Origin of the sequence: Rhizobium sp. PP-F2F-G48, from assembly GCF_004342335.1 — a bacterium.
Taxonomy (GTDB): Bacteria; Pseudomonadota; Alphaproteobacteria; order Rhizobiales; family Rhizobiaceae; genus Ferranicluibacter.
On record NZ_SLVH01000009.1, the window covers coordinates 48,848 to 75,837 of the forward strand.

Consider the following 26,990-nt stretch of genomic DNA (forward strand, 5'->3'; position numbering starts at 1 on the left):
TTTATCAGAGACAGGGGCGCGGGCCTCATCCCCAGGCTGGCTTGGGGGCTTTGGTCATTGCGGTTGCGATCTTCTTGATATTCTGCGCGGCTGCGGCCAGCAGACATTGCCATCTGACCTTGATGAGGCCGCGGAAGCGGGCATAGCGGTGCCCGTGAAGCTGTTTTGCATCGGCGAAGGAGCGCTCGACCGTCTCCTTTCGTCGCTTATAGATCGCCTTGCCCCAAGGCGTTTTGCGATTGGCATCCGTTCGTTCGCGCGCGTCGGCCCAGACATGGCGGGTGATGGTCCGTTCTGCCTTGGCATTGGATGTGCAGGACGCCAGAAGCGGGCAGTCGCGGCAGATGGTCGGGTCGGAGCGATAGTGCTTGTAGCCGTTGCGGTCGGTGGTGGCGTAGGGGAGCAACTGGCCCGGAGGACAGCGATAGCCGTCTGTCTCGGGCTCAAAGACGAACGTCGACTTGCGCATCATCCCGTCCTTGGGCGGGGTCGGATTGCGATAGCCGGTGACACCAAGGATCTGTCGATCCTCCAGACCCTTGGCGATGCCGGATGTGGCATAGCCCGCATCGAGCCCCACCGCGCCGACCGCTAAGTCGAAGCGTTGGCGCTGCCGGTCGAGCCGCTCCAGGTAGACGATGCTGTCATGCACATTGGCTGGCGTCACATGCGTATCGGTGATGATCGCATGGCGACCATCGACGGTGCGATGATCGAGATAGAAGAAGCCCTTGGGCTTGCCGTCGCGCACCATGTAGCCCGCCTCCGGATCGGTGCGGCTGACCTTGGCTTCCTTCACCTCCGGCTCGCGCGCCTTTGCCTTCAGCGGCTTCTGGCCATGCGCCGCGCGCTCGGCCTCGATCGCCCGGTCGAGATCGGCCCAGTAATCGGCCCGCGACTTCTGGAGCATCTCCAGATCGGACTTGCCCTTGTTGGCATTGGCCTTCAGATGCGTCGAATCCGTATACAGCACCGTGCCATCAACCAGACTATGACGGATCGCCTGCTCGACGATGGCGTCGAAGATGTCCTGCGCAACGTCGGTATCCTTGAAGCGACGGCGACGGTTCTGGCTGAGCGTCGAGGCATCGAAGACCGGGTCCGTCAGCTTTATGCGAAGAAACCAGCGATAGGCGACATTCACCTCGATCTCGCGCACCAACTGCCGCTCAGAACGCACGCCAAACAGGTAGCCGATGAACAGCGCCTTGAACATCAGCGTCGGATCGAGCGCCGGCCGCCCGTTGTCGGCGCAGTAAAGACCGGCAACGCGATCATGAATGAAGGAAAAGTCGATCACCGCATCGATCTTGCGAAGCAGATGATCCTTCGGCACCAGGCTGTCGAGCGTCACCATCTCAAGAGCCGTCTGTTCGGGAGCAGGTTTCTTCAACATGTCCCAGTGAATCATAAACCCCCGGCTGTGGCCAGGGGTTTGTCAGCAGTCTGAGCCGGGCTGCGAACAGCCCGGCTTCGGAAACTCACGAGAAGCAGAGCCCTCGATCAGCCCTTGAACGTATAATCCGCAATCGACTGCGCCTTCATCTCGATGGAGAATCCCGGCTGGGTCGGGGGCATATAGGCGGCATTTTCGATCACGCAGGGCTCGAGGAAATGCTCGTGCAGATGATCGACATATTCGATGACGCGGTCGGTCTTCGTGCCGGACACGGCGATATAGTCGATCATCGAGAGATGCTGGACATATTCGCACAGCCCGACGCCGCCGGCATGCGGCCAGACCGGCAGCTCGTATTTCGCAGCGACGAGCAGGACGGCGAGAACCTCGTTCAGCCCGCCCATGCGGCAGCTGTCGATCTGCACGATGTCGATCGCGCCCTCGGCGATGAACTGCTTGAACATGATGCGGTTCTGGCACATCTCGCCGGTTGCGACCTTGACCGGCGCGATCGCCTGCCGGATCTTGCGATGGCCGGCGACATCGTCGGGGCTCGTCGGTTCCTCGATGAAGAACGGTTTGCAGAAGGCGAGTTGTTTGACCCAGTCGATCGCCTCGCCGACCTCCCAGACCTGGTTGGCGTCGATCATCAGATAGCGATCGGGGCCGATCACCTCGCGCGCGATCGTCAGGCGACGGATATCGTCCTCGAGATCGCGGCCCACCTTCATCTTGACGTGGTTGAACCCCGCGTCGATCGCCTCCTGGCAGAGCCGGCGCAGCTTGTCGTCGTCGTAGCCGAGCCAGCCGGCCGACGTCGTGTAACAGGTATAGCCTTCCGTCCGCAGCATGGCCATGCGCTCGGCCTTGCCGGGCTCGGCGCGCTTGAGGATGTCGATCGCCTCGTCGCGGGTCAGCACGTCGGTGAGATAGCGGTAATCGACGATGTCGGCGATCTCTTCCGGCGACATCTCGCCGACCATCTGCCACACCGGCTTGCCGGCTTGCTTGGCGAGCAGGTCCCAGACCGCATTGACGACCGCACCGGTCGCCAGGTGCATTGCGCCTTTCTCAGGCCCGATCCAGCGCAACTGGCTGTCGCTCGTCAGATGCCGCCAGTAGCGGCCGGGATTTTCCAGAACCTTGGAAAGCTCGGTGCCCACGACGAGATGCCGCATCGCCTGGATGGCCATGCAGCAGATCTCGTTGCCGCGGCCGATGGTGAAGGTCAGGCCATGACCCGAGAGACCGGGCGTGTCCGTGTCGAGAATGACATAAGCTGCCGAGTAATCCGGATCGGGATTCATGGCATCCGAGCCGTCGAGGCTCTGGGACGTCGGAAAGCGCAGGTCGAACACGCGCAGGTCGGTAATGCGGGTCATGGGGGCTCCGGAGAGAGTTAAGGGAGATCAGGCGTCAGCGCGGGCGGTCTGGCGCTGCGAACCGAGACCGTCGATCCCCAGTTCGATCACGTCGCCGGGCTTGAGGTAGCGCGGCGGCTTCATGCCCATGCCGACGCCGGGCGGCGTGCCCGTCGAGATGATATCGCCCGGCTGCAGCGACATGAACTGCGAAAGATAGGACACGAGATAGGCCGCGCCGTAGACCATGGTCTTCGTCGTGCCGTCCTGCATCGTCTCGCCGTTGACCGTCAGCCAGAGGCGCAGATCCTGCGGATCGGGAACCTCGTCCTTCGTCACCAGCCAGGGCCCGGTCGGCCCGAACGTGTCGCAGGACTTGCCCTTGGTCCACTGGCCCGAGCGTTCCGTCTGGAAGGCGCGTTCGCTGACATCGTGGATCGTGCAATAGCCAGCGACATAATCGAGCGCTTCCGCCTCGCTCACATATTTGGCCTTGCGGCCGATGACGATGCCGAGTTCGACCTCCCAGTCGGTCTTTTCCGAGCCGCGCGGGATGAGGAGATCGTCGTTCGGACCTGAGATCGCCGAGGTCGCCTTCATGAAGATGATCGGCTCGGGCGGCACGGTCGCGCCGGTTTCGGCGGCGTGGTCGGAATAGTTGAGACCGATGCAGATGAACTTGCCCGTGCCGGCCACGCAGGCGCCGAGCCGCTCGTCGGCAGAGACCAGCGGCAGCGATGCCGGATCGACCGAGGCAAGTGTCGCCAGCGCATCGGGATCGATGGCGGCGCCGGAAAGATCGGAGATATGACCCGAGAGGTCGCGAATGGCGCCGGCTGCGTCGATCAGACCGGGCTTCTCGGCGCCCTCGGCACCGTAACGAACGAATTTCATGGAATTATCCTTGCAGTTCTTTGAAAGGGCGGGCGGTCGGTCAGATCGACCAGCCACCGTCGATGGCATAGGCCTGGCCGGTCGTATAGGTGGCGCCGGCGAGATAGACGGCGAGATCGGCGATCTCCTCCGCCGTTCCGAGCCGGCCCATCGGCTGGCGGGCGATGAAGGCGGCGCGCGCCGTCTCGTAGTCGCCCTGGGCGCGCATGCGTCCTTCGAGCGAGGGGCTTTCGACCGTGCCCGGGCAGATCGCATTGCACCGGATGCCGGCCGCGACATAATCGGCGGCAACCGCCTTGGTGAGGCCGATCACGGCGGCCTTCGTCGTGCCATAGGCGAAGCGGTTCGGCACGCCCTTGATGCTGGAGGCGACGGAGGCCATGTTGATGATGGCGCCATCCTTGCGCTCGATCATGGCCGGCAGGACCGCCCGGATGGTGCGGATCATCGCCTTGACGTTGAGGTCGAAGGCGAAGTCGAGATCCTTGTCCGGCATATCGAGGATCGAGCCGGAATGAACGACGCCGGCGCAATTGAAGAGCACGTCCACGGCACCGATCTCGGCGACGATCGCCTTGACCGCGGCTTCGTCGAGGACGTCGAGCTTGTGCGTGAGGATGCCCGGCTCGTTGGCGATCTCGGACAGGATGTCGAGGTTGATGTCGGTCGCGTGAACGGTCGCGCCCGCCTTGGCGAAGGCGAGAGCCGTCGCCCGGCCGATCCCCTGGGCCGCGGCGGTGATCAACACCGTCCTGCCCGTCATTGTCGTCGTCATGGGTTTCTCCTACTTCTGTTTTCGTTCGACGAGCAGAATATGGTCTGCGGCCAGCACCACCTCGTTGCGCTGGTTCAGCACCTCGCAGCGTTCGATGACCCGGCCCCTGTCCGCCCGCTTGGGATCGTCCTCCTTGGCGCAGATCGTCACCCGGGTCCTGATCGTGTCGCCGATATGCACCGGGCGCACGAACCTCAACCTATCGTAACCGTAGGAAAAGGCGACCGGATTGATGAGCGATGCCGTCATTCCGATGCCGATCGAGAAGATCATCGTGCCATGCGCGATCCGCTGCCCGCCGGGCAGGGTCTTTGCGAATTCGCTGTCCATATGATGCGGAAAGAAATCGCCGGTATGGCCGGCATGTACGACGAAATCCGTCTCGGTGATGGTCCGCCCCGTCGTCAGCCGCGCGTGGCCGAGGTCGTAATCTTCGAAATACAGCGTCTGCTCGATCATCTCAGGCCTCCGGCAGCGGACGCACGGGCGTCGCCGGCTGTGCGCTGGATTGATAGGCGGCGTCCACCAGTGCCATGGTCCGCCAGGCGTCGTCCACCGCGCCGACCAGCGTCTCGTCCTCGCCGAGCGCGAAGCGCTGCAAATTCGCCATCCGGCCGATGAAGGCGTCGGGAAACCAGGTGCCTTCAAGCGGGATCTCGACCCAGCCATCACCGCCGGCTGGAAAGATCCAGAGTTCGTCCGGCTCGCCCCTAGGATAGTCGAGATTGACCCCGAGCTTCACATAGGCCGCACCATTGGTGCCGCAGATGCGGAATTCGCTGGCCTGAAACGTCCGTCCAAAATCATGGTCGTGATTGATCGACAGGGCGCAGCGCACGCGGTCGCCATAGTCGAGGATCGCGCTCGTGCGCGTCTGCGCGACATCGTGGTTGGGATGGCCGATGGTCTTTGCGTGAATGCCTTGGGGGTCGCCGAGCAGGCCGCGGATGAGATCGAGATAGTGGATCGAATGCATGGCGATCTCGATGCGTGGCAGCCCTTTGAGAAACGGCCACAGGCCCCAGGGTGTCGACAGCGCCAGATGGGCGTCGATATCCACGACATCGCCGAGATATCCGCACCGGATGGCGTCCTGCAATGCCAGCATCATCGGCGCGAAGCGAAGCTGGAAGTTCACGGCGGCCTGCAACTTGCGCCGCCGGCAGAGATCGAGGATCTCGGTCGCAGCATTCAGATCCGCACCCATCGGCTTCTGGATGAGGACATAAGCGCCCTCAGGGAGCAGAGCGAGACTGCGCGCATGAGCTGCGGGCGGTGTCGCCAGATCGAAGATCGCGCCCTCGACGGCGGCGGCCTCCTCGGCGGAGGAAAAGACCTCGACCCCAAAGCGGGCGGCCATCGCGCGGGCTTTCTCCAGGTCCGGATCGTAGAGCCCGGCAACTAGGAAACCGGCCTTCTGGTAAGCGGGCAAATGCGCATCGCCAACGATGCTGCCGGCGCCGAAAATGGCGATCGGACGCGGGCGGCTCGGCTGCGGCCACCATTGCTGCAAGCTCGCGGGATCGAAGTCCGGGCTGTTCCGGCGGGTCTCAGTCATGATGGAAGACCTTTTCCATCATTGCCCATTCGGGAATGCACGGGTCGCACGGCTGCGTCTTCATGAGGCTTTCTCCACCGAATGCCTCCTCGGAAGCCGCTCCTCTCATCCACGAGAAGTTCATTCATATACAAACGTTATTCTCATGCAGCGTCAAGCACAAGTTTGCTTTGTCGGCCTCTCGATCTTCGTATATGGAATTCGATATTCACAGGGGATCCGACATGTCGGACGCAGAAGACGATCGCTACCGCGCACCGGCGCTGGACAAGGGGCTGGATATCCTCGAGCTTCTGGCCGGTGTCGATGGCGGGCTGACGCAGGCGGAGATTTCCAAAAAACTCAATCGCAGCCCCAACGAGTTCTACCGAATGCTCGATCGCCTCCTGCGGCGCGGCTACATCACCCGCATCGATGGCGACCGATTTTCGCTGACGCTCAAGCTGTTCGGACTGGCGCAATTGCACGCGCCGACGCGTCGTCTCGCCGCCTATGCGACGCCGCTGATGCGCGATCTCGCCCAGCGGACGCGGCAGGCAAACCAGCTTGCGGTGTTCGATCGTGGCTCGGCCGTCGTCATCGCGCAACAGGAAGCCCCGGATTACTGGGGCATTTCCATTCGGGTCGGCTCGCATATCAGTCTATTCGATACCGGCTCGGGCCATGTGCTCCTCGCCTTTCGCCCGCCGGAGGAACGGGAGATGATGATCTCCGAACATGTGAAGAGCCGGACGGAGATCGGGCTGACGCCGGAGTTCTTCGCGCGCCTGGACGAGATCCGCGCCCGCGGCTACGAGATGATGGCGAGCGCCCAGACGGCTGGCGTGTTCAACCTGTCGGCGCCCATTCTCGGGCCGGACCGCCGCAGCATCGCCGCTCTGACCGTTCCCTATATCAGCCTCGTCAACGCACCGACGGCGCCGGACATCTCGACCACGATCTCTCTCCTGCAGAAGACCGCCGAGCAGCTCTCCCTTCTGGCAGGCTCCGATGTGCAGCACGATGCACCGACGGAGGCTTGAGGCTCCGCACTGTCGGCGGGCGACCGCATTCTTATTTGAAACCTCTGCCTGCCTGTGAGAGTGTTGCGCGCGCATTGCCCGGGGAGGAGCATCCATGATCATCGACACGCATCTTCATCTGATCGACAAGACGGCGCTCACCTATCCCTGGCTTTCCGCAGTGCCGGCGCTGGATCGGGACTATCTTTACGAAACCTATCGCCAGGAAGCGCTCCGTTGCGGTATCGCCGCAAGCCTGCACATGGAGGTCGATGTCGCCGCTGACGAGATCGAGGCGGAGACGCGGCATGTCGGGCAACTGGCAGCAACGCCCGAAAGCCTGATCGTCGGCGCTATCGCCGCCTGTCGGCCGGAGGATGAGACGTTTCCCGCAACGCTGGAGCGCCAGCGCGACAATCCGCTCGTCAAGGGGTTTCGCCGCGTCCTGCACGTCATGCCCGACGCGCTTTCGGAAAGCGCCGTTTTTCGTGACAACATCAAACGTCTCGGGGGTACCGGCCTCACCTTTGATCTCTGCACCCTGCCGCGGCAGCTCGGTCATGCGGCCGCGCTGGCCGACCTCGCGCCGGACGTGACGTTCATCCTCGACCATTGCGGCGTTCCCGATATCCGTTCGGGCGACATGTCGCTGTGGCGGGACGAGCTGAAGAACGTTGCCCGCCGGCCGAACGTCGTTTGCAAGATCTCCGGGCTGATCGCCTATACGGATCCCGACAGCTGGTCGGTGGAAACGATCCGACCTTACGTGGAAACCGCGATCCTGCAGTTTGGCTGGGACCGGGTGGTCTGGGGCAGTGACTGGCCGGTCTGCACGCTCGCCGGCAGTCTCTCGACCTGGGTTGCCGCCACGCATGCGCTGCTGGCAACCAGCAGCGATGCCGAGCGCCACGCGCTGCTCGCCGGCAACGCCCTGAAGCTCTGGAGCCTCGACCTCCCCAGGCGGGGGTGAAGACGAGGTGACTAGCGCGCCTTGAAACTGTCGCGGAACAGGCGGTTGAGCTCGGCGACGACCGCCGGGGCCGGCCGCCTTTCCAGAAGGCCGCGATTGATCGTCTCAGAGGCTGCCTGCTGGAACGGCATGTAGCCATCATGGCGTGGCCGAACCCAGGCCGCCTCCAGCGTTGCCCGCGTGGCATGATAGAAATCGGCGGTCGCGGCGTTCACCGTCTCGTCTTCCCAGGCTGCGGCGTGTCCCGGCTGCCCGCTGGACGCGGCATAGTGCCCCTTCTGCACATCGCCACTCGCGATCCAGTAGGCGAAATCGAGCGCTTCTTCCGGCGATGTCGAGAAGGCGGAGACAGCGATGCCGGTGCCACCGATGGCAGAGCCGACCGGCCCTTCGTGACCCGCGGACGGTATGTCGTGAAAATGGATTGGCTTTTCCCGGAAGCCCTTCATGGCATAGCTGACATAGCCGTAGATCAGCGGCGACAGGGCATGCGCCGAGCGGGTATCCGCCATGGCTTCGAGGACGGCGATCGGGTCCATCTCGAAACATTTTTCTGGGACAAGGGCGGCAAGCTCCCGCAGCGCCTCGAACGCGGCCACACCGGCCTCCGGTACAATGAGCTGACCACCCTCGACGGCGCACGGCGTGCCGAGGTTGGCCGCCAGTGTATAGAAACTCATGAGGCTGTGCGGCGGGCGAAGAGGCAGCAGCACCAGGCCCCTGCGCGCGAGATCCAGCATCTCCTCCCACCGCTGCGGAGGTGCGGATAGGAGATCCGGCCGGAACGCCTGCACCTGCGTAGCGGCGTCGATCGGGAGCGCCCATTGCCGGCCCTGCCAGTTGTAGCTCGGAAAGGATGCGCCGACGCTGCCTGCGCGAAGCGCTTCGGCCTCGGCCACCTTTTCCGGAACATCGAGCGGCGCGAGGCAATTCTCGCGCGTGATCTGGCCGACATGCGGATGGTCGATGACGATGAGATCGTAGGCGCGCGCCAGCTCCTCGACCGGATAGGTCTCGAAATCCTGCAGGGATCGTTTATCCCAGGTGACGGCGACCCCGGTCTGCTCCTGCCAGAGGCGCGCGCAGGCGACCAGGGGATCGTAACCGCGAGGATGGTTCCAGGTCATGCCCTTGAGGGCGATGCCTTGCGCGCTCACAGGCCGAACTCCTTGCGGATGGCGGCGCTCTGCTCCCCGATCTTCGGAGCGGCACGCCCGAACGTCGGCCGGACGCCGTCGATGCGCAGCGGCGAACGCGTGGTGTGAATGGAGACGCCATCGTCGCGCGACACCGTCTGCAGCATGTCGAGATGGCGGAAGCCGTCGCTTTCCATCAGTTCCTTCCAGTCCATCACCTTGGCGCACCAGATATCGGCCGGCTCCAGGATGGCGAGCCATTCGTCGATGGTCTTTTCGGAAATGCGTTTGGCGATCAGCGCCTTGATCGCGTCGCGCGCGGTAAACCAGCTCGCCGGGTCGTCGCGGAACAGCGCGAGCTCGTCCATCTCCAGAAGGTCCGCGAGCTTGGAGATCGGCGTCATCGCGATGGCGAGATAACCGTCGGCTGCGGGATAGACGCCGTAGGGCGCGGAGAGATAGGCGTGCGCGCTGCGGAAATCAGAGCGCTTCGGCAGGCGACGGCCATCGTTCAGATGCGTGGTCAGGACTTCGAACTGCAGATCGACCAGGGCCTCGAGAAGGCTCGTTTCCACATGGCTGCCTTTGCCCGTCACCCCGCGGCGCACGAGGGCGGCAAGGATACCCTGCGCTGCGGCCGCGCCGGCCAGCATGTCGCCGATGGCAAGCCCGAAGGGCACCGGCCCCTGCCCCTCGTCGCCGTTCAGCCACATGACGCCCGAGCGCGACTGCGCCAGAAGATCCTGACCGGGCCGCGACACCCAGGGGCCTTCATTGCCGTAGCCGCTGATCGAGCAGAACACGATGCGCGGATTGATCGCCCTGACCTTGGGATAGTCGAGCCCAAGCCGCTCGATGACGCCGGGGCGAAAATTCTGGATGACGACGTCGGCGCTCTCCAGCAACTTGCGGAGCGCTGCAAGGTCGTCCGTGTTCTTCAGATCGATCGCGAGGCTTTCCTTGGCACGGTTGATCGCATGGAAGATCGTGGAATCGCCGCCGATCTCGGTGTCGCTCAGATAAAGCCGCCGCGAAAGATCGCCGCCATCGGGCCGCTCGATCTTGATCACGCGGGCGCCGAGATCCATCAGCCGCAGCGAACAATAGGGACCGGACAGGAACTGGCTCATATCCAAGACGAGCAGTCCGCTCAAGGGAAGGTCTGAATCCGCGGTCTCCGTTGTGGTCGCGAAGGAGGAAACGGAGGTCGGGAGATCGGACAGGGGCATGACGCTGACTTTTCGATGACGGCGAGATCGCCGAGGTTTTCAGAGGAGCGATCGGACGGCTGGCCAGACTGTTCCTGGCGGGAGCGTGCCAGCAGCGAGGCGCTGTACATCTCCCTCTGGCCTGCCTCATCACTTTCTTATGTGAATATAGTGTTCACATATGGATGACATTTACAAGGGGCGACAATCGCGCAGGAGCGTGCCGCTCCGGACCGCAAGGGACGCGGAAAAACGCGTCCGAACGCGACAGTCTCTCCGTCATCTCGGACGGGCACGACATCAACGGCAGTTCAGAAGGTTTTCGGCTGGGCGCAGAGCCTAACCTCGGCGCTGTCCTTCGCCAAAGAGACGGGACGACTGGATCGGAATGCGGCCGCCGCTCGGCAGCATCGCGGCGCATCATACGCGTTCAAATGATGACAAATGCCTGCCCGCCGCGATCGAACCGGCGCCATGACAGCATCGTCACGTTTACGGGCAGCCGCCAAAAAGACGATCGCGGAGCACACGCCGATGTCATCCGCTTTGCAAGATGGCTGCAACGGGACCGGCAGGACAGCGCCTGCCGGACCCCTCGCACGTTCAGGAACTTACTTGCCGTCTTTCAGCTTGCCGACCTCGTCGGCACTCAGTTCGCCCACGGTGGTGACGTCGCCATTGGTGATCTTCCACAGGCGGAACGGACCGGTGATATCGCCGTACTGGTCGAAGCTGACGGGGCCGATGACGCCTTCATATTTCACCGGCTTGCCCTCCTTGATCAGGGACAGGGCCTTGACGAACTCGTCCTTGCCCGCATGGATCGGCGTGCCGCCCGCGGCCACGACCTCGCGCATCGCGGTCTTGATGGCTGCCGCATCCGATTTGCCGGCCTTGGCAATGGCGAGGCCGACGATCGCGCCGGCATCGTAGGACCGATCGGCGGCCGGCGCCGAGGGTGCGATACCGCCGGAGAAGGCCTCATAGTTGGCGTTGAAATATTCGGTCGATGCCGTCGGGCTGGTGCCCGAGGAGGTGCCATAGGCGTTTTCGAGATATTGCGCGCCGACGCTCTCGATGAAGTCCTTGGAGTTCATGCCGTCGTTCAGAAGGAAGGTCTGCTTGCCGCCGCCGGAAATCCAGGCGCGGGCGATCGTGGCGCCGTCCACCGGCGTGCTGACGAGATAGAGCGCATCCGGTTCGCCAGCCATCGCGGCACTCGCCTCGGAGGCGTAGCTCGACTGTTTCTCGTTATAGGGCGTCATCGAGGTGATCGTGCCGCCAAGCTTTTCGTAGGCCGTCTTGAATTCGCGCACCATGTTGACGCCGAAGTCGTTGTTGACGTTGATGATGGCGATCTTCTTCAAACCCTGGTCGATCGCGTATTTCGCCGCCGCCGTTCCCTGCAGCGCGTCCGAGGTGATGGTGCGGAAGAAGACGCCGTTCGTCTTGCCGTCGCGGCCGAGCGCGGTGAGCGTCGGCGAAGAAGAGGCCGGGGACACCTGCACGACGCCGGCCGGCGCGGTCACCGAGGTCAGGATCGGAATGGAGACGGAGGAGATGATGCCGCCGATGATGACCGGCACCTTCTTGATGTTGACGAGCTGCGTCGCCTGATCGACGGCGACGTTGCCCTGGCTCTGGCTGTCGCGCGTGTCCGCCACCAGCTTGCAGCCCGCCACGCCGCCGGCCTCGTTGATGTCGCGGAAGGCCATCTCGACGGATTTCGCACCTGCCTGGCCATACTCGCCGGCCGGCCCCGTCAATTCCATCACCAGACCGACCGTGATGTCGCAATCGGCGGAAAGGGCGGGCGATGCGGAGGCGGCCAGCGTCGTGAACAGGGCGGCGAGCAGATAGGACGATCTCATTTTGATTCCCCTTTGTTGAGATTGTATTTCATGATGGAACCGTGGCGACCCGTGCGGTCGCGCTCCAGCGCATAGACATCGCCGTCCAGCGGCAGCGCCTCGGCCAGCACGGCATCGAGAGCCGCATGGTCGCTGCCATCGAGCGCGATATCGGAGATGGCGAGATTGGCCGGCAGATGGCTGCGGTTACGGGCGCCGACGATCACGGCAGCGACGGCGGGCTTCGTCAGCAGGGCAGCGCTCGCAACCGTCGCGATATCGGTTCCATGGCGGTCGGCGATGCGGCGCAGCGTGGCGAGCAGGGACTGGAAGAGATCCCATCCGCCGAAATCGTCGATGATCAGCTTGTATTTCGTCAGCGATCGATTTTCGAGCGGATGCTCCGGTTCCACCTGCCCCAGCCAGCGATCGCTGAGAAAGCCGCCGGCGACCGTGCCGTAGCAGAACAGGGCAAAGCCCTTGTCGCGGGCGAGATCGGCCATGCGCTTCTCCGGCCGCCGGTCGAGAAGCGAATATTGCAGCTGCAGCGAGGCGACGGGAACGCCGGCCTCGATGATGGCCGCCACGTGGTCGGTATCGAAATTGGTGAGACTCACCTTCCCGATCCGGCCCTCCTCCGAAAGCTCCCGCAGCCATCCCGCCGTCTCCAGCCAGCCGGGAACATCGAGCGCCCACCAGTGGAACTGCACCAGATCGAGCGTTTCGAGGTTCAGCCGCTTGCGCGAGGTATCGATGACGCTCTCGACATAGGCCTTGTCGATGGTCGGGAGGACCGTGAGATCGGGTACGAACTTGGTATGGACACGAATGCGCGACAGGGCTTCCGCACCGCGCAGGCGACCGTAGGCAAGCCGGAAGCGGCCGATCAGCTCTTCGACGCCGGTGTAGATATCGGCACAGTCGAACGTCGTGATGCCGGCATCGGCAAAGGCGATCATGTCGTCCACCGCCGCATCGGCATCGATGGCTCCATGGCCGCCGGCCAGTTGCCAGCCGCCGCGGATGACGCGGGAAATCTCGTAGCCGGGGGCGATGGCAAAGCGTTGCATGTCGGGAAGCCTATGTTTCGTCGGTCAGGGGGACGGCCGTGGTGGCGGCATGGCTGAAACGCCGGTGGCGCAACCGCGTGATCCGCAATCGAGTCGAGCAGTTGGGGTCCGGGCAGGCGATCTCCGTGTCCGTCGTCATCCAGTCGTTGCGATGCGTCGGCCTCTGCTTGGCGGCAAGAAGCGGCAGCACGGATGCGAGGGAATAGATCGAGACGCCCTGCCCCTCCGGGAGATGCAGCATCTCGCCGCGCAGCTCGAAATGGTCTCCCGGCCTCGCGCCGCAATAGACGACGCCGCCCTCGGGAATGATGATATCGACGCGCAGATCGTAGAGGTCGAAACCATCATCGCCAGCCTCAGCCATATCGCACCTCCGCTGTCTCCTGCGTGTCCAGCCGCCCGCGGATGAGGTTGAACGAGCGGCTGATATCATTGGTGAGCGACTGCAGTGCGGCCGCCTCGTCGCCGGCTTCCAGGGCTGCAATCAGCGCCCAGTGATGGTCCGTCGCGGCCAGCCCGCCTTGCGCATCGTGGATCTGCGCCGCCTGCCGGATGATCGCGCCGGACTGCAGCCAGAGGCTCTCGACGATCGACAGGAGCACAGGCGAGCGCGCGACGCTGTAGAGGTGGAAATGGAAGCGCTGGTTCAGCGCGGAGGTGACGTGGCCGATATCCCGACCATGTTCCTCGAAGGCGGCATCGCAATCGAGATTGGCCTGCTTCAGAACGGAGAGATCGTCGCGCGTCAGATGCGGCAGCGCCAGCGAGACCATCCGTCCCTCGATAAGGATGCGGGCGCGGGCGAGATCGTCAAGCCGGGAGCGGGTGATCAACGGCACGCGGACGGAGCGATTGGGCAGGGATTCCAGCGCCTTTTCCGAGACGAGACGCCCCAGCGCCTCGCGAACCGGCATGGTGCTCGTCTGAAGCCGTTCGGCGAGATCGACGATGCGCAGCACGTCGCCGGCATCGAACATGCCGTTGATCAGCGAATGGCGAAGCTGGGCGTAGACGCGATCCTGCAGCGTCTCGCGCCCGACCGGAGAGAGCGCAGCCTCCTCCCTGCCGTCATCCGAGCGATCCGATCCCACGATGCCACGCACCTTCGTCACAACAAACCGAGCTCCTTTAGGCAGAAAGTTTGATCAAACATCACCGATCAAAGCAAGCCGTTTTCGAGGTCAGGGACGGTGACAGCTTGATCCGGAGGGACAGCAGTCCCGTATCTCGCAGACACCGCGATCAACCTTCGGGCCTGCTGGCCCACGCGGTTTCTGGAGTTCCGAGGCATGGTCGAGACCGTCACCGTCTGGTTTGATAGCAGCTGCCCGCTCTGCCAGCGCGAGATTTCGCTGATGCGACGGCTCGACCGGAGGGCCGCCATTCGCTTCGTCGATGCCTACGACCCCCGTGCGTCCTGCCCGATCGATAGGGGCGAGATCCTCGCGCGCTTCCATGCCGAAGAGAACGGCCGGCTGTTGTCGGGCGCGGCGGCCTTCGCGGCCATGTGGCGGGCGATCCCGGCGCTGCGGCCGCTTGGCATCGCCGCCGGCTGGAAACCGGTAACGCCCCTCTTCGACATGGCCTATCGGGGATTTCTCCGGGTTCGCCCGCGTCTGCAGCGCCTGTTTCGATGAAGCGTCATCCTGGCAGTTGCCGTCGCGGGCGACGGCGTTAGATCGTGGATCAGCGGCTCGCCACGTGCGCAGAGGCGCAAGAACGGATCGGGAGAGAGATGAGCAATCCGAAACGCGTGGCGATCATCGGTGCGGGAATGGCCGGACTGACGCTCGCAAAGGCTCTCTCCAGCCACGCCTCCGTCCGTATCTTCGAGAAGAGCAAGGCCGTCGGCGGCCGGATGGCGACGAGACGGATCGGGGGCGCGTCGTTCGATCACGGGGCTCAATATTTCACGCTCCGTGACACGCGCTTTCGCAGCCTGCTGGACGGGGCGATCGCGGACGGCGCCGCAGAGCGTTGGAACGCCGACATCGTCTCTCTGCCCGCCACGCCCGCAGGCGGTCCTGAGACGGCAAGCGCCCCGCGGCAAAGCGAGGCGCGATATGTCGGCGCGCCGTCGATGAAAGCCTTGCCGGCCTGGATGGCGAAAGACTGCGATATCGCCTTTAATGTCGAGATCGCGTCGATCACCGGGACGCCACGAAACTGGATCTTAAAGACGGAAACGGGAGACATCGGCCCCTTCGACTGGGTGATCGCAACCGCACCGGCACCACAGTCGGCCAGGCTGTTGCCATCGACCTTCGGTCATCGCGATACTTTGCAGAATACCGCGATGAATGCCTGCTTCACCCTGATGGTGACCCTGCGCGCCGGCGCAGGCACGCCCTTTGCAGCGGCGCGCCTCGATGATCCGGTCCTCAGCTGGATCTCGCGCAACGATCGCAAACCCGGCCGCGGGGAGCAGCCGTGTCTTGTCGCGAATGCCAGTCCGCACTGGTCGGACGCGCATATCGAGGCGCCGCTTGACGGTGTGAAGGCGGAGATGCTCGGCGCTCTGCGTCGCTATGTGCCGCTCGATGCCGGCGAGGCTGCGGGCGCCGTCATCAAGCGCTGGAGCTATGCCAATGTCGCACGGCCTGCCGGCCGGCCGTTTCTGCTCGATCCGGAGCGCCATCTCGCCTGTTGCGGCGATTGGTGCATCGCCGGCCGCGTCGAAGCCGCCTTTCAGAGCGCCAGCCAGTTGGCGGACGCGCTCGTTCCGATGCTGAGGAAACCAGCCGAATGACGCCGATGTCGAAAGCCACATCCACCCTGCTGACCTATGCTGGCGCCCTGCCGTTCTGGTTGCTGCTCCTGGCGCCCGCGAGCCTCTTCGGCATCGATACGGTGCAGGCATTCCTTGCCTATGGCGCCGTCATCTCGGCCTTCATGGCCGGCACGCTCTGGGGTGTGGCGCAGATGGGCGGGGCGGGGCTTGCGACCATTTTCGCAAGCAATGTTCTCGCACTCCTCTCCTTCGCCACGCTGCTTCTGCAGCAGCCAGCGCTCTCGGCCGGGCTTCAGCTGATCGTCTTCGGCCTGCTGCTTCTGGCCGACAGGATCGTCTTTGCAGCGGATGTGGGACAGAGATGGTATTTCAGGCTTCGCACCGGCGTGACCGTCGTCGTCGCGATTGCCTATGTTGCGATGCTCTACCGACTGGCTTAGACCCGCAACGGATAACGACAGGAGCGAGAAGACATGCTGCTACTGAACAAGCCGCGCGGAAAAGGGCCTTATCCCGATAGGGACATCGCCTGCCAGGAAGCCGTGGAGCAGACGTTCCTCGACATCGCCAAGGGTCTGACGCCGGAAAACATCGTCGAGACCGCCTCTGGCCGCCTTCCGCCGCCGCTCCAGCGCCTGGCGAAAGAGGCCGAGAAGGTCGGCTGGGGTCTCGAAGAAGCCGAGGTCGCCATCAGCGAACTCGCGCAGAACCTTCTGGACGATATGTCGGCCATGTAGTCGGCCATGTAGTCGCCGCTGGAGACACGATACCTCAGACGGGGCGCGCGCCGTCGAATGCGTCGACGGCGGCGATGACGCCGCGCAGCTCGGCCAGCCCCTTGAGCCGACCGATGCAGGAATAGCCTGGATTGACGGTCTTCGCCTGATCGTCGATCAGGAGATGGCCGTGGTCCGGGCGGAAGGGGATGACGCTGTCTGTCCGTCCCGCTGCTTCGCGCCGCCGTTCTTCGCGCCGCAGCGCCGTCGCCAGCGCGACCATATCGACATCGCCATCGAGATGATCCGACTCGATGAAGGACCCGTCCGCTTCCTTGCGAACGTTGCGCAGATGCACGAAATGGATCCGGTCGGCAAACCGCGTCGCCATCTGCGTCAGGTCGTTGTCGGGTCGCGACCCGTAGGAGCCGGCACACAGCGTCAACCCGTTGGCCTCATGATCGACACTCTCAAGGATGGCCGAGATATCTTCGGCGGTCGAGACGACACGCGGCAGGCCGAACAGCGAGAACGGCGGATCGTCGGGGTGGATCGCAAGGCGAACCCCGTGCTCGGCCGCAACCGGCACGACCTCTTTCAGGAACGCGATGAGATTGGCGCGCATGTCGGCCGAGGAGATCTCGTCGAAACTGGCGATCTGGGTGCGGATACCCTCGCGCGTATGCGTATCCTCCTTGCCCGGGAGGCCCGCGATAATATTGGTCTCGAGCCGCAGCAAGGCGTCTTCGGACAGAGCCTCGAAGCGCCGGCGCGCCGTTTCCACGAGATCGGGCCGGTAGCTTTCCTCGGCTCGGGCGCGCTTCAACACGAACAGATCGTAGGCGGCAAAATCGGCCATATCGAACCGCAGGGCGAGCCCGCCGGTCGCGGTCGGATACCGCAGATCCGTGCGCGTCCAATCGACCACCGGCATGAAATTGTAGCAGACGACGGGAATGCCGGCGCGGCCCAGATTGGCAAGACTCACCTTCCAGCGATCGACATAGTCGCGCCATTGCCCGTTGCGCAGCTTGATCGCGGAGTTGACCGGAATGGATTCGCAGACCGACCAGACCATGCCGGCACGCTCGATGGCAGCCTTCCGCTCGGAAACGTCCTCTAGAGACCAGGCGCGACCGTCATAGATGTGGTGCAGGGCCGTGACGATGCCCTGCGCACCGGCTTGGCGCGCATGCGACAGGGTCACCGGGTCGCTCTCGCCGAACCATCTCCAACTTTCCAGCATTGACGTCTCCTCGATTTAATGTAGGACAATAAGCACATCAGAGGGACGGAAATGCAAGATCAAACCATTTCCAGGCTAAAATGCCCAACATAACGTCGAGGCCGTCGAGATGGCTGCAAGAGTGACTGCGACATCCCACATGCCGGACACGAAGGCCTCGGCCGTGGATGATGTGGTGATCCAGATCCGCGCCATGATCCGCGACCGCCGCATGGGCATCGGCGACGTCCTGCCGGGCGAGGTCGAACTTGCCGATATGTTCGCGACAAGCCGCGGCACGATCCGCGAAGCCATTCGCACGCTGAAGGCCTACGGCATTGCGGAATCCCGCCAGAAGCTCGGCGCGGTCCTCACAGACGGGCACAACACGGCCATGCAGGACCTCTTCGCCTTTGCGATGGAGGTCTCGACGGATGCGTTCCAGGACATTCAGGGCTTTCGGCGCCTGACCGAGATGAACCTCTTCGACCTGCTGATGGCGCATCTGGATGCGGAGGTTCTGGCCCGACTGGAGGCCATCAACGCCGCCATCCCCACGGCCGGCAGCGCCGACGAGGCCTCGGAGCGCGATTACGCCTTTCACATGGCGCTCGTCGCTGCGGCCGGCAATCGCACGTTGACGGAGACCTATGGCATGCTGAAACCGGTCATCCGTCGGCTGATGATGGCGGGCAAGACCAAGCGATCCACGCTGGAGCACGTCTTCGTCGAGCATCAGGCGATCCTGGAGGCGCTGCGCAACCGCGACCGGATCGGCTTTGCCTACCACATGGACCGGCACTTGAGTGCAGGGCTCGTCTTCATGCCCGGCGCTGAGACATATCGATCCGGACAGCAGCAGGAGACGGGCCGTGAGTGAAGAGAAGCGCGCGTTGGCGGAAAAAATCGCCGTCGTCACCGGCACGACCGGCATCGGACGGGCCGTTGCCCTTAATCTCGCAGAGAGCGGGGCGACGGTGTTTGCTCTCGGAATCGATCAGGCGGCCAATGCGGCGCTGCGCGACGACGCCGGTTCGATCGGCCTTGCGGTTTCGGTGCTCGACGTCGATGTGTCCGTCCCCACAGCCGTCGAACAGGCGATCGCGACCGCTGCTGCGCCCGGCGGCGGCATCGATATCATCGTCAATGCCGCCGCGATCCATCCCTATGGCGATGCGACGCAGACGCCGTTCGAGGATTTTCTGCGCTGCATGGCGGTCAATGTCGGCTCCATCCACCTGATGGCACAGTTCGGCGTGCCCGAGATGCGCAGGCGCGGCGGCGGCGTCATCGTCAACCTGTCGAGCGTCCAGGGCCATGCCTGCCAGAGCGGCGTTTCCGCCTATGTCGCCTCCAAGGGCGCCATTCACGCGATGACCCGGGCGATGGCGCTCGATTTCGCCGCGGACCGCATCCGCGTCGTCTCGATCAGTCCCGGTTCGGTGCGCTCGCCCATTCTGGCGCTGGCGGCGCGCACATTCGAGGGACCGGACGCGGATATCGAAGAGGTTTTCCGCCGGTTCGGCGCCGCCCATCCGATCGGGCGAATCGGCGAGCCGGAAGAAGTGGCGGATCTCGTCGCGTTCCTGGTCTCCGACAAGGCCGCCTTCATCACAGGCTCCGACCACCGCATAGACGGCGGTCTCACCGCCGGCATCGGCGTGCGTTGAAACATCCGGGAGAACCGCCATGACGAACAAGCTGCTGAGAAGCGACATCAACCGCATCCTGCATGAGGCCCAGGCCTTCATGGCCTCCCACGGTTACATCCTGCCGCCCTTCGCCAACTGGACGCCCGCCGCGATGCAGGCGCGCCGGGGCGAGATCGGCAACATCATCGATGCGGGTCTCGGCTGGGACATGACCGATTTCGGCCTCGGCGATTTCGCGCGAACCGGGCTTCTTCTGTTCACGACCCGCAACGGCCGACTGGCCGACCTGAAGCGCGGCGGCGGCATGCTCTACGCCGAAAAGGCAATGATCTCGCGGGAACATCAGGTCACGCCCAGCCACACGCATGTCCTGAAGACCGAGGACATCATCAATCGCGGCGGGGGAACGCTGGTCATCGAGCTCTTCGGCGACACCGACGGGCACTGCGACCGGACCCGGGGAACGACCGTGCTCTGCGATGGCATCGAGCGCGTGCTGCCGCCGGGCGCAAAGCTCGCGCTTGCCCCTGGAGAGAGCGTGACGCTGCGGCCTGGCGACTGGCATGCCTTCTGGGCGGAAAAGGCGGACGTCTTCGTCGCGGAGGTCTCGACCGTCAACGACGATGCCGCCGACAATATCTTCGAGAACCCCGATGTGACCCGGTTTTCCGGGATCGAGGAGGACGAGGCACCGGCCCAGCTGCTCGTCTCCGACTATCCGGCCTGGCTCTCCTGAACGCGGGATGGAGGAATAGGATGAAAGCGCTTTTTCTCGATGATGTCGGACAATTGGCCTTGCGGGAAACCGCCAGGCCCGAGCCCGGTCCGCATGACCTCCTCGTGCGCGTGGAGGCCTGCGGCATCTGCGGCACGGACCGGCATCTCTATCTCGGAGAGTTTCCCGCAAAACCGCCGGTCACGCTGGGGCACGAATTCTCCGGTATCATCGAAGCCATCGGCGAGCGCGTCTCGGGTTTTGCGCCCGGCATGCGCGTGACCGGCGATCCGAACATCGCCTGCGGCCGCTGCCCGGAATGTCACCGGGGCCGCGTCAATCTCTGCCACAATCTTCAGGCCATCGGCATTCATCGCAATGGCGGCTTTGCGGAATTCGTCATCCTGCCGGAAACGCAGGCTTTCGCCCTGCCCCAGACGCTCGATTCCCTGCATGGCGCCTTCTGCGAACCCCTCGCCTGCTGCCTGCATGGCGTTGATCTGGCGGAGATCAAACCGGGAGCCTCCGTCATCGTCATCGGCGGCGGCGTCATCGGGCTGCTCGTCGTGCAACTCGCACGGCTGGCGGGCGCAACCGATGTCGTCCTCGTCACGCGCAGCGAGAGCAAGCGCAGACTTGCCGAAAATCTCGGCGCGACGGCAACGCTCGATCCTTCTTCGGGCGATGTCATCGACCGCACCGTCGGGGCGCAGGGCATGATAGCGGGTGGGGCGGATGTGGTGTTCGAATGCGCCGGACTGGCTGAAACCGTCGAACAGGCGCCGCACCTCGCGCGACGCGGCGGAAGCGTCATCGTCCTCGGCGTTCTCCCGCAGGGCACGACGGTCGCGTTCTCGCCGTTCGACCTCCTGTTTCGCGAAGTCAGGGTCATCCCGTCGTTCCTGAACCCGTTTACCCATGCCCGGGCGGCCGCCCTCATCGCCTCGGGCACCGTCAAGGTCGCCGAACTCGTCAGCCGCACGATCCGCCTCGATGATGCCGCCGAGGCCATTTCCCAGCCCGCCGGAAACGGTGAGATCCGCGTCCTCGTCGTGCCCTGAGCTCCGTTGGCACGTGTCCTCAGGACCGACGGAACCGCCGTTTGAGGAATTTCGCCGTCTTGTATTTGACACCGGCCGGCCGTTCGGGATCGGCGATGTCCGACTCCGCCATCAGCTCCTCCGCCGTCGTAAGCTCCCGCATGACCACCGGCACCAGCCGCCGTCCCGTCTCGGCCGTGAGCCTCTCGATGGCCTTGATCAGCGAGCCATGCTCGGTGATGGCCGCGGCCACCGCGTGCTCGGTGCGCCCGAGATGCTCGCCGATCAGCGCGTTGCGACAGGCCAAGATCGTCTGCGCCGTCTCCGGCCGGTTCTCCGGCGCCTCGATCAGCACGTCGCATTCCGTGTCGTAGCCCATGGACCGATTGTTGAGGTTGGCGGAGCCGAGCTTGAGGATGCGGTCATCGGCGATCATGATCTTCGCGTGGACGTAGATCGGCGTGCCTGCATCGTTGACCGGATAGAGGATACGGAACCTGTCGAACCCGTCGGCATCGCGCACGAGCTTCATCAGGCGGATACGGGCGGAATCCATGACCTGCGCCTCGAGCCAGCCGTTCGCGCCTTCCGGATTGATGACGACGATCTCGGGGCCGTCCGGCTCCGCCAGACGCTTGGCCAGGGCTTCGGCGATTCGACGCGATGCGAAATACTGGCTTTCGATGTAGAGTGTCTTCTGCGCCGCGGCGATGATCGCGAGCGTTGCCGTCTCGATCTCGACCACCTGCTGGCGCTCGTCGTATTGCGGCAGAGTGCGGGCGATGCCCAGATCGATATCCCGAAAACCCACGGCGAGATCGTCCGGCCAGGCGTCTGATCCGCTCTCGACGGGCTCCAGAGTTTCCCCCGTGGCCTCCTGCCAGCGGGAGCGCGCGAGTTCGGCCAGAGCCGCCGCGGCCTCACCGGAAAAGCAGGTCGTCGCGTCATGCCAGGGGTCCTGCGGAAAGCCGAGCGGCGAACGGCGGCGCTTGTCCTTTTCGATGTGATCCGTCGTGTCCCACCGTCCGACCGTCATGTCGATGCCGCCGCAGAAGGCGACCGCGTCATCGATGACCAGCAGTTTCATATGATGCGCGGACATGGCCGGGTGGGCGCTGTCGAGCTTCAGGCTGACGCGATCGGAAAACAGCCAGCCCAGCATGTAAACCGGTGTCTCGCCCCGCACGAGCGAGGCAAACAGGCCCATGTCCCATTTGAGGATGCGGATGTTCAGCGCGTCGTTGCGCTTGGCGAGCCAGTTAAAAAACCGGCCGAGCTTGTCGGGCGAACCGTCCGTGCTCTTGCCCGGCACCAGGTCGATGCGCGTGTCGAAATCCCAACCGATCAGCACGATCGATCGTTTGGCTTTCATCATCGCCGTCCGCGCATGGCGAAAAAAAGCCTCGGCATCGACGATGACCGAAAGCCTGTCAGCGCGGGCGGTCCGCCAGCAGGTCTCACCTTCCGCCAGAATTGTCTGCATCGCACCCCGCTCCCTGAACTTTCCAGCAGCAGAGATAGGGTCGGTTCGTCGCCTGGCCATCTCCGAACCCGGAAGATCTCCTCGTCATCCGTGACGGATTGATCCCAAGCACCTGATGGTCGAGGATGCTCCGGTCAAAAACGCGAAAGAACGGAGTCGGGATGATGCAGGACGATCGGGACGAGCTGCAGCAGCGGATGACGATCCTCGGCGACCTCGATATCGCCGCCTTCCTCCCCTGGATCAACCGGCATGCCGCCAAGCTGGGTTTGCGCCAGACGATTTCCCATGCCGATAACGGGCGGATCGAACTCGACCTGCGCGGCCCGGAAGAGCTGATCGACATGATGGAGGTCGGCTGCCTTCTGGGGCCGATCGATGTCTGGGTGGAGACGATCGACCGCCAGCCACTGGAGACGCGCCGACTGGCGTGAAAACAACGGCTTGGCCGGGGCATGCAAAATCTTGTTGCCCGTTATTTGACCATGATTGCCAATGCAGTTTTTATATGCAAACCTAAGTCGGACGGAGCTGAGGGTCCGGCGGCACGAGCCGTATCGTCCCCTTGAGAGAGTTGAATCTTCCCGGGAAATGAACGCATGCGCTCCGATACGACAGGCTTTTGGACGCCAGTCGCCCTTTCTGCCGACATTCCCTCCGGAACTGTCATTCCGGCCCATGTCTCCGCCGGCACCATCGCCCTCTGGCGAAGCCAGGCCGGACAGATTGCAGCTTCGGCGGATCGCTGTCCCCATCGCGGCATGAGCCTGTCGCATGGTTTTGTCCGCGGCGAGGCGCTTTCCTGCATCTATCATGGATGGAGCTACGGGATGAGCGGACACTGTGTTCGCATTCCCGCGCATCCCAGCCTGACGCCGCCCGAGACGATCCGCGTAGTGACACATGCGGTGCGAGATACCAGCGGTGTCGTCTGGGTCGCGGAAGGCACGCCCGCGTCGGATCCGCTATCGCTGGACGGGTTGACCCCCTTGCGCTCGCTGACGGTCGAGGCCGACCGCGCAGCGATCGAGGCTGCCGCCGGTGTGCCGGCAAACGCCGACGGCCTGATCGAGATCGCGCGGGACGGCGAGGATCTCTGTCTGCTGCTGTCCGGTTCGCAACAAAGCCAGACCGGTGTCCGGACGGTCGTCCATGTGCTGGTGGCGACGGGAAGCCAGGCGCCTCAACGCATCGCGGCTTCGCGCAACGTCGAGAGGCTGCGGCGGATGGCGGAGACGACCTCTGCAGAAGGGAACGTGCCATGACAGGATCTGCTCCGGCCACCTCCCATCAAGCCCCCTCCCGTCAAGCCATGCTCGACGAATGGTATCCCGTCGGCCTCGTCAGCCAGCTCGACAGGGCCGGCCGGCACACGGCGCTCATGGGCGAGAAGATCGTTGTCGCCGGGGATGCCGACGGCCGTCCGATCGTCACGGGCGGCAACGGTCGCATCCTGCCGGTCAAGGTCCGCTATGGTCATGTCTGGTCGTCGGTCGGCGCACCGACGAAGGATATCTTCCCGATTCCGGAGGCCGATCAGCCGGGTCGCCGCTTCGTGGATGTCGGCGTCGTGCGGGTGCGCTGCTCGCCGCTGCGCGCGGTCGAGAATTTCCTCGACATCGCCCATTTTCCATTCGTCCACACCGATGTGCTCGGCGCCGAACCGCATACCGAGGTCTTGAACTACACGGCCGAGATCCGGCCCGATGTGGACGAGGTCTGGGCGACCCAGGTCAAATTCTACCAGCCACAGGCCTCGAAGTCGGCCAGCGGGGGCATCACGACCGAATATATGTACCGCGTGCCCGCGCCGACCTGTTCCGTGCTCTACAAGACCTGCCCGCCGCGGCCGAGCGAGTGGGATGTGATCACGCTCTTCGTCCAGCCGCTGGCCGAGGATCGGTGTGACGTCTGGCCCTGGATGGCGCTGTTCGACGATGAGACATCGATGACGGATCTCATCCATTTCCAGCAGATGATCTTCCTGCAGGATCGCTCGATCCTCGAGAACCAGATCCCCCGGCTCCTGCCGCTCGATCCCGGCATGGAAATTCCGACACGGGCCGACCTGACGTCCATCGCCTATCGGCGCTGGCTGAAGCGGCACAATTTCACCTACGGCGCTCAGCTGGTGGCGCGATAATGAAACTCTATGACTATATCCTCTCGCCCAGTTGCTACAAAGTTCGCCTGATGGCAGCGCTTGCCGGCGCGACACTCGACCTCAGGGCCGTCGATTTCCACCCCGGCGGGGAGCATCGCGGCCCGGAACTGCTTTCGCTCAACCCGGGAGGCTCCATCCCGATCCTGGTCGATGGCGACCTGATCCTCACGGAGTCCGCGGCGATCCTCGTCTATCTCGCCGCGAAAGCAGCACCGGAATGGCTCGGGCGCGTCTCGGCGGAAGATGCTGCGCGCGAACAGCAGTGGCTGTCCTTCTCGGGCCGGCTGACGACGAGCCTCGGTGGTGCGCGTCTGCACGAAATGTTGCTGCGTCCGGGCGATCTCGCCGCTTTGCAGGCGGCGGGCATCGCCGCACTTCGCGAACTGGAGGCGGGTCTCGTCGAGCAGCGGCTGCGGGGCCGGAATTTCCTCGTGTCCGACCGGCCGACCGTCGCCGATATCGCCTGCTTCCCTTATGTCGCGCTGGCGCCGGACGGCGGCGTGTCGCTCGATCCCTATCCGACGATCCGCCTCTGGTCGCGCGCGCTTCGCGCGCTCCCCGGCTTCATCGAGATGCCCGGCATTCACCGCCTGCATGAGCTGAAACCCGAACCAAATCTCGAACAGAGCGAGGTCTGACATGAGCGGCTATCTCCTCAGGAATTGTGCGGCCGTGATCGTGGACGAGGGCGACGGTCCTTTCGTGCGCCGCAATGTCGATCTCCTCACGCGAGGGGCCGCCATTTCCGCCATCGGCGCCGATCTCGCGCTGGGATCTCTGCCGGCCGGCACCATCGAGCAGGATGCCAGCGGCTGGTTCGTCTACCCCGGTCTCGTGAACACGCATCACCATTTCTTCCAGTGCTTCGTGCGCAACCGGGCCGATCTCGACTGGACGAAGCTGTCGGTGATCGAATGGCTCGACCGCATCTATCCGATCTTTTCACAGCTCAACGAGGCGTGTTTCTACCAATCGTCGCTGACCGCCATGGCCGAGCTGATCAAGCACGGCTGCACCACCGCCTTCGACCACCAGTACAATTTTCCCCGCCACGCCGGAAAGCGGCTGATCGACCGTCAGTTCGAGGCTGCCGATCTCCTGGGCATGCGGTTCCACGCCGGTCGCGGCGGCAATACGCTGCCGAAATCGGAGGGATCGACAATCCCCGACGAGATGCTGGAGACGACGGACGAATTCATCGCCGATTGCGACCGCCTGATCGACACCTTTCACGATGCCGGCCCGTTCAGCATGCGCCAGGTCGTCGTCGCGCCCTGCCAGCCGGTCAACTGCTACCGCGAGACCTTCGTGGAGTCCGTGGCGCTCGCGCGGGACCGCGGCGTGATGCTCCACACCCATGTCGGGGAGGGCGAAAGCCCGGTCATGCAGGCGCGGCACGGGCGGCGCACCGTCGATTATCTGGAAGACCTCGGCTTTGCCGGGCCGGACACGTTCTACGCCCATTGCTGGGAACTGACCCATGACGAACTGCGGACGATGGCGGCGAGCGGCACGGGTGTCTCCCATTGCCCGGAACCGGTCTATCTCGTCGGCGCCGAGGTGACCGATATCCCCGCCATGTCCGCCTTCGGCCTGCGCCTCGGGCTCGGCTGCGACGGTGCGGCCTCCAACGACAATTCCAACCTGATGCACTGCCTGCACTCGGCCTACATGCTCCAGTGCCTGGTTTCGTCCACGCGCGCGCATCCTGTGCCGCCGCCGGTCGATTTCCTGCGCTATGGCACGAGCGGCGGGGCGAGCCTGCTCGGTCGCCGCGACATCGGCCGCCTCGCGCCCGGCATGGCCGCGGATCTCTTCGCCATCGACACGCGCCGCATGGACTATGTCGGCACACGGCACGACCCGCTGAGCCTGATTGCGCGCGTCGGCATCGGCGCCACGGTGGACATGACGATGATCAATGGCCGTGTCGTCTGGCAGAACGGCGAGTTTCCGGGGCTGGACGAGGCGAAACTGGCCGCCGACGCCGAAGCCGCGCTCGCAACCGTTGAATTCTAAGAACGATAACAAAGGGAACCGAC

29 protein-coding genes are annotated in these 26,990 nt (G+C 64.1%); 15 read left to right on the forward strand and 14 right to left on the reverse strand.

Going from position 1 to position 26,990, the window contains the following annotated elements:
• Positions 1 to 25: 25 nt before the first annotated feature.
• The 6 genes from C8J36_RS18880 to C8J36_RS18905 all read right to left on the reverse strand — a co-directional run bounded on the left by C8J36_RS18880 (position 26) and on the right by C8J36_RS18905 (position 5,987).
• Positions 26 to 1,396: an IS1182 family transposase gene (locus C8J36_RS18880; protein ID WP_132536921.1), complete on the reverse strand. Its 1,371-nt coding sequence runs from the start codon at positions 1,394 to 1,396 to the stop codon at positions 26 to 28.
• Positions 1,397 to 1,503: 107 nt separating this feature from the next.
• A complete protein-coding gene (locus tag C8J36_RS18885; protein ID WP_132536922.1) occupies positions 1,504 to 2,781 on the reverse strand; it encodes an L-fuconate dehydratase in 1,278 nt (425 codons plus the stop codon).
• Between the two features lie 27 nt (positions 2,782 to 2,808).
• Positions 2,809 to 3,654 carry a fumarylacetoacetate hydrolase family protein gene (locus tag C8J36_RS18890; protein ID WP_132536923.1) on the reverse strand — a complete coding sequence of 282 codons (846 nt, stop codon included), beginning with the start codon at positions 3,652 to 3,654 and terminating at the stop codon, positions 2,809 to 2,811.
• Between the two features lie 40 nt (positions 3,655 to 3,694).
• Positions 3,695 to 4,429, reverse strand: coding sequence for an SDR family oxidoreductase (locus C8J36_RS18895; protein ID WP_132536924.1), 735 nt, complete (start codon positions 4,427 to 4,429; stop codon positions 3,695 to 3,697).
• A gap of 9 nt (positions 4,430 to 4,438) precedes the next feature.
• Entirely contained in the window at positions 4,439 to 4,888 is a 450-nt protein-coding gene (locus C8J36_RS18900) for a MaoC/PaaZ C-terminal domain-containing protein (RefSeq protein ID WP_062596968.1), read from the reverse strand.
• Between the two features lies 1 nt (position 4,889).
• Positions 4,890 to 5,987, reverse strand: a complete 1,098-nt coding sequence (locus tag C8J36_RS18905; RefSeq protein WP_132536925.1) for a Gfo/Idh/MocA family oxidoreductase — start codon at positions 5,985 to 5,987, stop codon at positions 4,890 to 4,892.
• 224 nt (positions 5,988 to 6,211) lie between these two features.
• Between C8J36_RS18905 and C8J36_RS18910 the strand changes: the two genes are divergently transcribed.
• On the forward strand, positions 6,212 to 7,009 hold the full coding sequence (locus C8J36_RS18910) for an IclR family transcriptional regulator (protein ID WP_132536926.1): 798 nt from the start codon (positions 6,212 to 6,214) through the stop codon (positions 7,007 to 7,009).
• 94 nt (positions 7,010 to 7,103) lie between these two features.
• Entirely contained in the window at positions 7,104 to 7,958 is an 855-nt protein-coding gene (locus C8J36_RS18915) for an amidohydrolase (protein ID WP_132536927.1), read from the forward strand.
• An 11-nt stretch (positions 7,959 to 7,969) separates the two neighbouring features.
• Here the strand turns inward: C8J36_RS18915 and C8J36_RS18920 are convergent, their stop codons facing one another.
• The 6 genes from C8J36_RS18920 to C8J36_RS18945 form a co-directional block, all read right to left on the reverse strand.
• The gene (locus tag C8J36_RS18920; RefSeq protein ID WP_132537050.1) at positions 7,970 to 9,085 is read right to left on the reverse strand and encodes an extracellular solute-binding protein; all 1,116 of its coding nucleotides are present in this window, start codon (positions 9,083 to 9,085) and stop codon (positions 7,970 to 7,972) included.
• A 26-nt stretch (positions 9,086 to 9,111) separates the two neighbouring features.
• Positions 9,112 to 10,323, reverse strand: a complete 1,212-nt coding sequence (locus tag C8J36_RS18925; protein WP_132536928.1) for a CaiB/BaiF CoA-transferase family protein — start codon at positions 10,321 to 10,323, stop codon at positions 9,112 to 9,114.
• A 590-nt stretch (positions 10,324 to 10,913) separates the two neighbouring features.
• Positions 10,914 to 12,173, reverse strand: a complete 1,260-nt coding sequence (locus C8J36_RS18930; protein WP_132536929.1) for an ABC transporter substrate-binding protein — start codon at positions 12,171 to 12,173, stop codon at positions 10,914 to 10,916.
• Positions 12,170 to 13,222 carry an aldo/keto reductase gene (locus C8J36_RS18935; protein ID WP_132536930.1) on the reverse strand — a complete coding sequence of 351 codons (1,053 nt, stop codon included), beginning with the start codon at positions 13,220 to 13,222 and terminating at the stop codon, positions 12,170 to 12,172. Before C8J36_RS18935 ends, C8J36_RS18930 begins: the two co-directional genes overlap by 4 nt.
• Before the next feature lie 10 nt (positions 13,223 to 13,232).
• On the reverse strand, positions 13,233 to 13,586 hold the full coding sequence (locus C8J36_RS18940; RefSeq protein WP_132536931.1) for a TIGR04076 family protein: 354 nt from the start codon (positions 13,584 to 13,586) through the stop codon (positions 13,233 to 13,235).
• Positions 13,579 to 14,334 (reverse strand): GntR family transcriptional regulator, encoded by a 756-nt coding sequence (locus C8J36_RS18945; RefSeq protein ID WP_348631365.1) that lies wholly within the window; start codon positions 14,332 to 14,334, stop codon positions 13,579 to 13,581. Before C8J36_RS18945 ends, C8J36_RS18940 begins: the two co-directional genes overlap by 8 nt.
• Positions 14,335 to 14,511: 177 nt before the next feature.
• On the opposite strand from C8J36_RS18945, the gene C8J36_RS18950 reads away from it, so the two are divergent.
• The 4 genes from C8J36_RS18950 (at position 14,512) to C8J36_RS18965 (ending at position 16,690) form a co-directional block, all read left to right on the forward strand.
• Complete coding sequence (locus tag C8J36_RS18950; protein WP_132536932.1) at positions 14,512 to 14,859, forward strand: DUF393 domain-containing protein; 348 nt, start codon at positions 14,512 to 14,514, stop codon at positions 14,857 to 14,859.
• Between the two features lie 98 nt (positions 14,860 to 14,957).
• A complete protein-coding gene (locus tag C8J36_RS18955) occupies positions 14,958 to 15,971 on the forward strand; it encodes an FAD-dependent oxidoreductase (RefSeq protein WP_132536933.1) in 1,014 nt (337 codons plus the stop codon).
• Positions 15,968 to 16,393: a DUF3429 domain-containing protein gene (locus C8J36_RS18960; RefSeq protein WP_132536934.1), complete on the forward strand. Its 426-nt coding sequence runs from the start codon at positions 15,968 to 15,970 to the stop codon at positions 16,391 to 16,393. Before C8J36_RS18955 ends, C8J36_RS18960 begins: the two co-directional genes overlap by 4 nt.
• A 33-nt stretch (positions 16,394 to 16,426) precedes the next feature.
• Positions 16,427 to 16,690 carry a hypothetical protein gene (locus C8J36_RS18965; RefSeq protein ID WP_132536935.1) on the forward strand — a complete coding sequence of 88 codons (264 nt, stop codon included), beginning with the start codon at positions 16,427 to 16,429 and terminating at the stop codon, positions 16,688 to 16,690.
• A 34-nt stretch (positions 16,691 to 16,724) separates the two neighbouring features.
• On the opposite strand, the gene uxuA is transcribed toward C8J36_RS18965, so the two are convergent.
• Positions 16,725 to 17,915, reverse strand: a complete 1,191-nt coding sequence (gene uxuA / locus C8J36_RS18970; RefSeq protein ID WP_132536936.1) for a mannonate dehydratase — start codon at positions 17,913 to 17,915, stop codon at positions 16,725 to 16,727.
• A 139-nt stretch (positions 17,916 to 18,054) separates the two neighbouring features.
• Here uxuA and C8J36_RS18975 point away from each other — a divergent pair, with 139 nt between their 5' ends.
• From C8J36_RS18975 to C8J36_RS18990, 4 genes are read left to right on the forward strand one after another with little or no spacing between them, the layout of a single operon-like run.
• Positions 18,055 to 18,774 carry an FCD domain-containing protein gene (locus tag C8J36_RS18975; protein WP_245506631.1) on the forward strand — a complete coding sequence of 240 codons (720 nt, stop codon included), beginning with the start codon at positions 18,055 to 18,057 and terminating at the stop codon, positions 18,772 to 18,774.
• Positions 18,767 to 19,564, forward strand: a complete 798-nt coding sequence (locus C8J36_RS18980; RefSeq protein WP_245506632.1) for an SDR family oxidoreductase — start codon at positions 18,767 to 18,769, stop codon at positions 19,562 to 19,564. The genes C8J36_RS18975 and C8J36_RS18980 overlap by 8 nt, the downstream gene beginning before the upstream one ends.
• A gap of 31 nt (positions 19,565 to 19,595) precedes the next feature.
• Positions 19,596 to 20,282, forward strand: a complete 687-nt coding sequence (locus tag C8J36_RS18985; RefSeq protein WP_132537053.1) for a D-lyxose/D-mannose family sugar isomerase — start codon at positions 19,596 to 19,598, stop codon at positions 20,280 to 20,282.
• Between the two features lie 20 nt (positions 20,283 to 20,302).
• The gene (locus C8J36_RS18990; RefSeq protein ID WP_132536938.1) at positions 20,303 to 21,322 is read left to right on the forward strand and encodes a zinc-dependent alcohol dehydrogenase family protein; all 1,020 of its coding nucleotides are present in this window, start codon (positions 20,303 to 20,305) and stop codon (positions 21,320 to 21,322) included.
• Positions 21,323 to 21,341: 19 nt separating this feature from the next.
• Here C8J36_RS18990 and C8J36_RS18995 read toward each other — a convergent pair whose 3' ends face one another.
• On the reverse strand, positions 21,342 to 22,784 hold the full coding sequence (locus C8J36_RS18995; RefSeq protein ID WP_132536939.1) for a phospholipase D-like domain-containing protein: 1,443 nt from the start codon (positions 22,782 to 22,784) through the stop codon (positions 21,342 to 21,344).
• Positions 22,785 to 22,948: 164 nt separating this feature from the next.
• Here C8J36_RS18995 and C8J36_RS19000 point away from each other — a divergent pair, with 164 nt between their 5' ends.
• The 5 genes from C8J36_RS19000 (at position 22,949) to C8J36_RS19020 (ending at position 26,967) form a co-directional block, all read left to right on the forward strand.
• Positions 22,949 to 23,218, forward strand: coding sequence for an acylphosphatase (locus C8J36_RS19000; RefSeq protein WP_132537054.1), 270 nt, complete (start codon positions 22,949 to 22,951; stop codon positions 23,216 to 23,218).
• 165 nt (positions 23,219 to 23,383) lie between these two features.
• Positions 23,384 to 24,049: a Rieske 2Fe-2S domain-containing protein gene (locus C8J36_RS19005; protein ID WP_132536940.1), complete on the forward strand. Its 666-nt coding sequence runs from the start codon at positions 23,384 to 23,386 to the stop codon at positions 24,047 to 24,049.
• On the forward strand, positions 24,046 to 24,927 hold the full coding sequence (locus C8J36_RS19010; RefSeq protein WP_132536941.1) for an aromatic ring-hydroxylating dioxygenase subunit alpha: 882 nt from the start codon (positions 24,046 to 24,048) through the stop codon (positions 24,925 to 24,927). Before C8J36_RS19005 ends, C8J36_RS19010 begins: the two co-directional genes overlap by 4 nt.
• Positions 24,927 to 25,586 (forward strand): glutathione S-transferase family protein, encoded by a 660-nt coding sequence (locus C8J36_RS19015; RefSeq protein ID WP_132536942.1) that lies wholly within the window; start codon positions 24,927 to 24,929, stop codon positions 25,584 to 25,586. The genes C8J36_RS19010 and C8J36_RS19015 overlap by 1 nt, the downstream gene beginning before the upstream one ends.
• Position 25,587: 1 nt before the next feature.
• Positions 25,588 to 26,967, forward strand: a complete 1,380-nt coding sequence (locus C8J36_RS19020; RefSeq protein ID WP_132536943.1) for an amidohydrolase — start codon at positions 25,588 to 25,590, stop codon at positions 26,965 to 26,967.
• The last annotated feature ends 23 nt before the right edge of the window (positions 26,968 to 26,990 follow it).

What these genes read in the sequence shown, in the direction of transcription:
- C8J36_RS18880 (WP_132536921.1), bottom strand. Translation starts at nt 1,396, where the DNA reads ATGTTGAAGAAACCTGCTCCCGAACAGACGGCTCTTGAGATGGTGACG.
- C8J36_RS18885 (WP_132536922.1), bottom strand. Translation starts at nt 2,781, where the DNA reads ATGACCCGCATTACCGACCTGCGCGTGTTCGACCTGCGCTTTCCGACG.
- C8J36_RS18890 (WP_132536923.1), bottom strand. Translation starts at nt 3,654, where the DNA reads ATGAAATTCGTTCGTTACGGTGCCGAGGGCGCCGAGAAGCCCGGTCTG.
- C8J36_RS18895 (WP_132536924.1), bottom strand. Translation starts at nt 4,429, where the DNA reads ATGACGACGACAATGACGGGCAGGACGGTGTTGATCACCGCCGCGGCC.
- C8J36_RS18900 (WP_062596968.1), bottom strand. Translation starts at nt 4,888, where the DNA reads ATGATCGAGCAGACGCTGTATTTCGAAGATTACGACCTCGGCCACGCG.
- C8J36_RS18905 (WP_132536925.1), bottom strand. Translation starts at nt 5,987, where the DNA reads ATGACTGAGACCCGCCGGAACAGCCCGGACTTCGATCCCGCGAGCTTG.
- C8J36_RS18910 (WP_132536926.1), top strand. Translation starts at nt 6,212, where the DNA reads ATGTCGGACGCAGAAGACGATCGCTACCGCGCACCGGCGCTGGACAAG.
- C8J36_RS18915 (WP_132536927.1), top strand. Translation starts at nt 7,104, where the DNA reads ATGATCATCGACACGCATCTTCATCTGATCGACAAGACGGCGCTCACC.
- C8J36_RS18920 (WP_132537050.1), bottom strand. Translation starts at nt 9,085, where the DNA reads ATGACCTGGAACCATCCTCGCGGTTACGATCCCCTGGTCGCCTGCGCG.
- C8J36_RS18925 (WP_132536928.1), bottom strand. Translation starts at nt 10,323, where the DNA reads ATGCCCCTGTCCGATCTCCCGACCTCCGTTTCCTCCTTCGCGACCACA.
- C8J36_RS18930 (WP_132536929.1), bottom strand. Translation starts at nt 12,173, where the DNA reads ATGAGATCGTCCTATCTGCTCGCCGCCCTGTTCACGACGCTGGCCGCC.
- C8J36_RS18935 (WP_132536930.1), bottom strand. Translation starts at nt 13,222, where the DNA reads ATGCAACGCTTTGCCATCGCCCCCGGCTACGAGATTTCCCGCGTCATC.
- C8J36_RS18940 (WP_132536931.1), bottom strand. Translation starts at nt 13,586, where the DNA reads ATGGCTGAGGCTGGCGATGATGGTTTCGACCTCTACGATCTGCGCGTC.
- C8J36_RS18950 (WP_132536932.1), top strand. Translation starts at nt 14,512, where the DNA reads ATGGTCGAGACCGTCACCGTCTGGTTTGATAGCAGCTGCCCGCTCTGC.
- C8J36_RS18955 (WP_132536933.1), top strand. Translation starts at nt 14,958, where the DNA reads ATGAGCAATCCGAAACGCGTGGCGATCATCGGTGCGGGAATGGCCGGA.
- C8J36_RS18960 (WP_132536934.1), top strand. Translation starts at nt 15,968, where the DNA reads ATGACGCCGATGTCGAAAGCCACATCCACCCTGCTGACCTATGCTGGC.
- C8J36_RS18965 (WP_132536935.1), top strand. Translation starts at nt 16,427, where the DNA reads ATGCTGCTACTGAACAAGCCGCGCGGAAAAGGGCCTTATCCCGATAGG.
- uxuA (WP_132536936.1), bottom strand. Translation starts at nt 17,915, where the DNA reads ATGCTGGAAAGTTGGAGATGGTTCGGCGAGAGCGACCCGGTGACCCTG.
- C8J36_RS18975 (WP_245506631.1), top strand. Translation starts at nt 18,055, where the DNA reads ATGCCGGACACGAAGGCCTCGGCCGTGGATGATGTGGTGATCCAGATC.
- C8J36_RS18990 (WP_132536938.1), top strand. Translation starts at nt 20,303, where the DNA reads ATGAAAGCGCTTTTTCTCGATGATGTCGGACAATTGGCCTTGCGGGAA.
- C8J36_RS18995 (WP_132536939.1), bottom strand. Translation starts at nt 22,784, where the DNA reads ATGCAGACAATTCTGGCGGAAGGTGAGACCTGCTGGCGGACCGCCCGC.
- C8J36_RS19000 (WP_132537054.1), top strand. Translation starts at nt 22,949, where the DNA reads ATGCAGGACGATCGGGACGAGCTGCAGCAGCGGATGACGATCCTCGGC.
- C8J36_RS19005 (WP_132536940.1), top strand. Translation starts at nt 23,384, where the DNA reads ATGCGCTCCGATACGACAGGCTTTTGGACGCCAGTCGCCCTTTCTGCC.
- C8J36_RS19010 (WP_132536941.1), top strand. Translation starts at nt 24,046, where the DNA reads ATGACAGGATCTGCTCCGGCCACCTCCCATCAAGCCCCCTCCCGTCAA.
- C8J36_RS19015 (WP_132536942.1), top strand. Translation starts at nt 24,927, where the DNA reads ATGAAACTCTATGACTATATCCTCTCGCCCAGTTGCTACAAAGTTCGC.
- C8J36_RS19020 (WP_132536943.1), top strand. Translation starts at nt 25,588, where the DNA reads ATGAGCGGCTATCTCCTCAGGAATTGTGCGGCCGTGATCGTGGACGAG.